We start from the raw sequence: 223 nt of genomic DNA on the forward strand, positions 1-223 counted from the left end.
TGCTGCCTGCCATGGTAACGGAGTTTTTATTTACGACGCCGCCCGTTACATCGTACTGTACGGAGCGATTCGACAAATTGTCTACAGCCGTCTTGGATGCCACATTCTTAATTGTAACCGTTTCTTTTACGCCTGCATGCTTCTTATCTTCTACCGTCAAGTTCACCTTGCCGTCAGCATCGACAGAATAGGCGCCGTCGGCACTTCCGTCATTGGCTACTAA

The 223-nt window shown here is 48.9% G+C and carries 1 protein-coding gene; it reads right to left on the bottom strand.

What is annotated here, in order from left to right:
* A partial coding sequence (locus PGX78_RS08775) for a hypothetical protein (protein WP_270446578.1) occupies window positions 1–223 on the bottom strand: 223 nt, incomplete at both ends.

The sequence above is a fragment of the Megasphaera sp. AF13-6AC genome, from assembly GCF_027685385.1.
Taxonomy (GTDB): Bacteria; Bacillota; Negativicutes; order Veillonellales; family Megasphaeraceae; genus Megasphaera; species Megasphaera micronuciformis.